This window comes from Phenylobacterium sp. (genome assembly GCF_044236515.1).
GTDB lineage: Bacteria > Pseudomonadota > Alphaproteobacteria > Caulobacterales > Caulobacteraceae > Phenylobacterium.
Genome location: NZ_JBIIGK010000194.1, coordinates 1 through 4,578, shown reverse-complemented (window position 1 = coordinate 4,578; position 4,578 = coordinate 1). Strand labels below are relative to the sequence as shown.

General features: G+C 72.6%; 3 protein-coding genes. 2 read left to right on the top strand and 1 reads right to left on the bottom strand.

Translation table 11 applies throughout. The features are described 5' to 3' along the window. The first annotated feature begins 64 nt into the window (after positions 1 to 64). Positions 65 to 1,741: an ice nucleation protein gene (locus ACILRF_RS14645; RefSeq protein WP_395674163.1), complete on the top strand. Its 1,677-nt coding sequence runs from the start codon at positions 65 to 67 to the stop codon at positions 1,739 to 1,741. Positions 1,742 to 1,804: 63 nt separating this feature from the next. Here ACILRF_RS14645 and ACILRF_RS14640 read toward each other — a convergent pair whose 3' ends face one another. Beyond that, positions 1,805 to 3,964, bottom strand: a complete 2,160-nt coding sequence (locus tag ACILRF_RS14640; protein WP_395674161.1) for a primosomal protein N' — start codon at positions 3,962 to 3,964, stop codon at positions 1,805 to 1,807. Positions 3,965 to 4,030: 66 nt separating this feature from the next. Here ACILRF_RS14640 and fsa point away from each other — a divergent pair. Continuing rightward, the coding region (gene fsa / locus ACILRF_RS14635) for a fructose-6-phosphate aldolase (protein WP_395674159.1) at positions 4,031 to 4,578 on the top strand (548 nt) is incomplete at its 3' end.

The following is a 4,578-nucleotide window of genomic DNA, read 5'->3' as shown; positions in this document are numbered from 1 at the left end:
GCAAGCCATGGGTTAAACTCAGGCTTGCGAATCACTTGGGTTCGCCGATCCGGCGGGAGCCCGCATGCCGATCAGCTATCTTTCGGCCGCTCAGGTCTCGGCCCTGTCCGCGACGCGGCTGCAGGCGCTGACCGAGACCCAGCTCGGCCAGCTGAAGTCGAGCCAGGTGGCGGCGCTGACCACCACGGGCATCGAAGCGCTGTCCACCACCCAGTTGACGGCGCTGTCCGGCACGGGGGTCAAGGGTCTCACCACCACCCAGCTGCAGCATTTCGCGCCGGCCATGCTGTTCGACAGCGATCAGCTGATGGCGTTCTCGGGCGCGCAGCTCGACGCCCTGTCGACCACCCAGCTCACCGCCCTGGACGAGACCCGGCTCGACGCGCTGTCGGCCAGCCAGATCGCCGGCCTTTCGGGATCGAAGGTCTCGGCCCTGACGGCCACGCAGGTCGCCTCGCTGACCACGACGCAGGTCCGCGGCCTGACGGCGACGCAGCTCGGGGCCCTGACCGCCACCGATATCGGCGAGCTGAGCGCCACCCACATCGCCGGCCTGACCGCCGGCCAGATCGCCGCCCTGGGGACCACCGCCGCCGAGGCGCTGAGTGAAACGCAGCTGGCGGCGCTGACGGCGACGCAGATTGGAGCGCTCAGCGCCACCGGGCTTTCGGCCCTGACCTCGACCCAGGCGGCCGGCCTGACGGTCACCCAGACAGCGGGGCTGACGGCGACGCAGCTGCGCGGCCTCTCCAGCACCGACTTCGCCGACCTGACGGGGACGCAGATCGCCGCCTTCACCGCGACCCAGATGGGCGCGCTGTCGGGGACCAACCTCGGGGCCCTGGCGACGACGCAGATCCAGGCCCTGACCACGACCCAGGTCGCCGGGCTGACCTCTACCCAGATGGGCGGCCTGACGACCACCGACTTCCAGAAGCTGTCGTCGACCCAGATCGGGGCGCTGAGCGGCACGCAGCTTGGCGGGCTGTCGACCGAGAACCTGTTCAGCCTGACCGACACCCAGCTGGGCGCCCTGACCTCGACCAAGATCCAGGCGCTGACCGCCAGCCAGATCAGCGAGCTGACCACCACCCAGTTCGGCCGCCTGAGCACGACGCAGGTGCAGGCGCTGACCGCCACCCAGATCGGCGCCCTTTCGGTGACCAACTTCTCCGGGCTGGATTCGACGCTGATCCGCTCGCTGAGCGCCACCCAGGTCAAGGGGCTGTCAGCCTATCAGGCCTATACGCTGAGCGCCGTCGACGCCGGGGAGTTCACCTCGACGCAGCTGGCGGCGATCCCGGCCGACCGCCTGGGGGCGTTCTCGCTGACGGCGCTGACGGCGCTGACCTCGACACAGGTCGCGGGGCTGACGGCGGCGCAGGTCGGGGCGATACCGGCCGGCAAGTTCTACGACCTGCCGACGGCGCAGATCGCCAACCTGACGGCCACCCAGGTTAAGGGGCTGACCGCCGGGGTGCTGGGCGCGATGAGCGGGCCGGCGTTCGAGAAGTTCTCGGGCGCGCAGATTTCGGCCTTCACCGGCGGCCAGGTCGCGGCTCTGTCGACGACGGTGATCGGCGGTTTCACGGCCAGCCAGATCGCCGCCCTGCTGCCGACGCAGATCCCGTCGCTGACGGTGACCCAGATCCAGTCGCTGAGCACGACCCAGATCGCCCAGATGTCTGCGGCCCAGCTCAACGCCCTGACCCCGACGCAGGTGCAGAACCTGCCGGCGTAAGCCCCCGGCCCTCTCCTTTATCTCTCCCTCTCACCTCGGAAGCGTAGAGGGCGAGGGCCCGCGCTACAGGAAGCTGTACGGGTCGATGTCGATGGTGAGGCGGATGGCGCCGGGCGGGCGGACGCGGGCGCGCCAGGCGGCCATGTAGGCGGAGAGGTCGACGGCGCGATCGGCGCGGACCAGGAAGCGCTTGCGCCGGCGGCCGCGGACCAGGGCCAGGGGGGCGTCGGCGGGACCGTAGACCTCGACCCCGTCGGCGTTGGGGGCGGCCTCGGCCATGGTGCGCGCGAAGGCGTCGAGCTGGGCGGCGTCGGGGCCGGAGGCGATGACCGCGGCGAGACGGCCGAAGGGCGGCAGCCTGGCCAGCTCGCGCTCGGCCATCTCGGCTTCGACGAAGGCGTCGCGGTCCTGGGCGGCGAGGGCCTGCATCACCGCGTGATCGGGGGCGTAGGTCTGCAGGAGGGCCCGGCCCGGCCGGTCGCGGCGGCCGGCCCGGCCGGTGGCCTGGGCGAGGAGCTGGTAGGTCCGCTCGGCGGCGCGCAGGTCGCCGCCGCGCAGGCCAAGGTCGGCGTCGACCACGCCGACCAGGGTCAGGTTGGGGAAGTTGTGGCCCTTGGCGGCCGCCTGGGTGGCGACCAGGATATCGATGTCGCCGGCCGCCATGCTGTCGACCAGTCGCCGCGCCTCGCGGGCGTCGAAGACCGTGTCGGAGGAGAACACCGCCACCCGCGCGTCGGGGAACAGGGCCCGCGCCTCCTCCTCGACCCGCTCGACCCCGGGGCCGATGGAGACCAGGCTGTCCTTGGCCCCGCAATGCGGGCAGGCGGCGGGCTTGGGCATGGAGAAGCCCGTCAGGTGGCAGACCAGACGCCCGGAGTAGCGGTGCTCGACCAGCCAGCTGTCGGTGTCCGGGGCGGTCAGCCGCTCGCCGCAGGCCTTGCACAGCACGAGGGGCGCGTAGCCGCGGCGGTTGAGGAACAGCAGCGCCTGCTCGCCCCGGGCCAGGGTCTCGGCGACGGCGGTCGTCAGGGGCGGCGACAGCCAGCGGCCGGCCTCCGGCGGCGCCTGGCGCAGGTCGATGAGGCCGATCTCCGGCAACCGCGCCGCGCCGTGCCGAGCCGAGAGCCGCAGCCAGCGGTAGCGGCCGGTCTCGGCGTTGCGCAGGCTCTCCAGGGAGGGCGTGGCGGAGGCGAGGACGACCGTCGCGCCTTCGATCTTGCCGCGGGCCACGGCGAGGTCGCGGGCGTGGTAGACGAAGCCCTCCTCCTGCTTGAACGAGCCGTCGTGCTCCTCGTCGACGACGATCAGCCTGAGGCGGGCGAAGGGCAGGAACAGGGCCGAGCGGGCGCCGACCACCACCCGGCAGCGGTTGGCCGCCACCGCCTCCCACACCCGGCGGCGGGCCGGCGGGGCGACGTCGGAATGCCATTCGGCCGGCTGCGCCCCGAAGCGGGCCGCGACGCGAGCGATCACCGCCTGGGTCAGGGCGATCTCCGGCAGCAGGATGAGCACCTGGGCGTGCGGGTCGTCGGCCATGGCGGCGGCGGCGGCCTCGAGGTAGACCTCGGTCTTGCCGGAGCCGGTGACGCCGTCGAGCAGGGCGACGCCGAAGCCGGCCTCGCGTTGCAGGTCGATGAGGCCCTGGGCGGCCGCGGCTTGGCTGGGGTTGAGGTCGGCGCCCTGGCGGTGCGGGTCGGGCGGATCGAAGGCGGCCAGCGTTTCGATCAGCCGTTCGGCGAGCGCGCCCTCGTCGATCAGGCCTTTGACGACCCCGGAGGAGACGCCGGCGGCGCGGGCCAGGTCGGCGGCCGGCATCGGGGCGGCGGCGGCGTCGAGCACCTTCTCGCGGGCCGGGGTCAGGCGCCCCGGGGCCTGGCCGGTGGGCTCGACGACGCGGCGCGGTTTGGCCTTCGGCGCGCGCGTCCCGCGCAGGGCCATGGCCAGGGGCGCTCCAGGCGCGTCGACGGAATAGCGGGCCGCCCATTGGACGAACTCCAGCGTGCCGGGCGGCAGGGGCGGCTCGTCGAGACGTTCGGCGACGTCCTTCAGGGGGCGGTTGTGGCCGGCCCCGTCATGCACGGCGGTGACGACGCCGCGGATCAGGCGCGGGCCGAGCGGCGCGGCCACCTGGTCGCCGACGGCAAGCCCCATCCCCTCGGGCTCGGCGTAGTCGAACGCCTCCGGCAGGGGCATGGGCAGAAGGACCGAGGCGATGCGGCTCATCAGCGGGCTTTTGCGCTTTCCGCCCAGACGGTTACAAGCGGCCTTGCGTAACTCAAAGGGTCCCCGATGCAGCTCTTCCTCGACACCACCGACGTGGCGATCCTCAAGGATCTGGCCGCCACCGGCCTCGTCGACGGCGTCACCACCAATCCCTCGCTGATCGCCAAGTCCGGCCGCAACATGCTGGATGTCATCGCCGAGATCTGCGGCGTGGTCGAGGGGCCGGTCAGCGCCGAGGTCGCCGCCGCCGACACCGCCGGCATGCTGGACGAGGGCCGCAGGCTGGCGACCATCGCCCCGAACGTGGTGGTCAAGGTGCCGCTGACCCGCGACGGCCTGATCGCCACCCGCGAATTCGCCCAGGAAGGCGTGCTGACCAACGTCACCCTGTGCTTCTCGGCCGCCCAGGCCCTGCTCGCCGCCAAGGCGGGGGCCAGCTACATCAGCCCGTTCATCGGTCGCCTGGACGACCACGGCGCCGACGGCATGGACCTGATCACCGAGATCCGGGCGATCTACGACAACTACGGCTTCGACACCGAGATCCTCGCCGCCTCGATCCGCAGCCCGGGCCACGTGACCCAGGCGGCCATGGCCGGCGCCGACTGCGCGAC

Coding starts and splice junctions, on each gene's coding strand:
- ACILRF_RS14640 (WP_395674161.1), bottom strand. CDS start 3,964: ATGAGCCGCATCGCCTCGGTCCTTCTGCCCATGCCCCTGCCGGAGGCG.
- ACILRF_RS14645 (WP_395674163.1), top strand. CDS start 65: ATGCCGATCAGCTATCTTTCGGCCGCTCAGGTCTCGGCCCTGTCCGCG.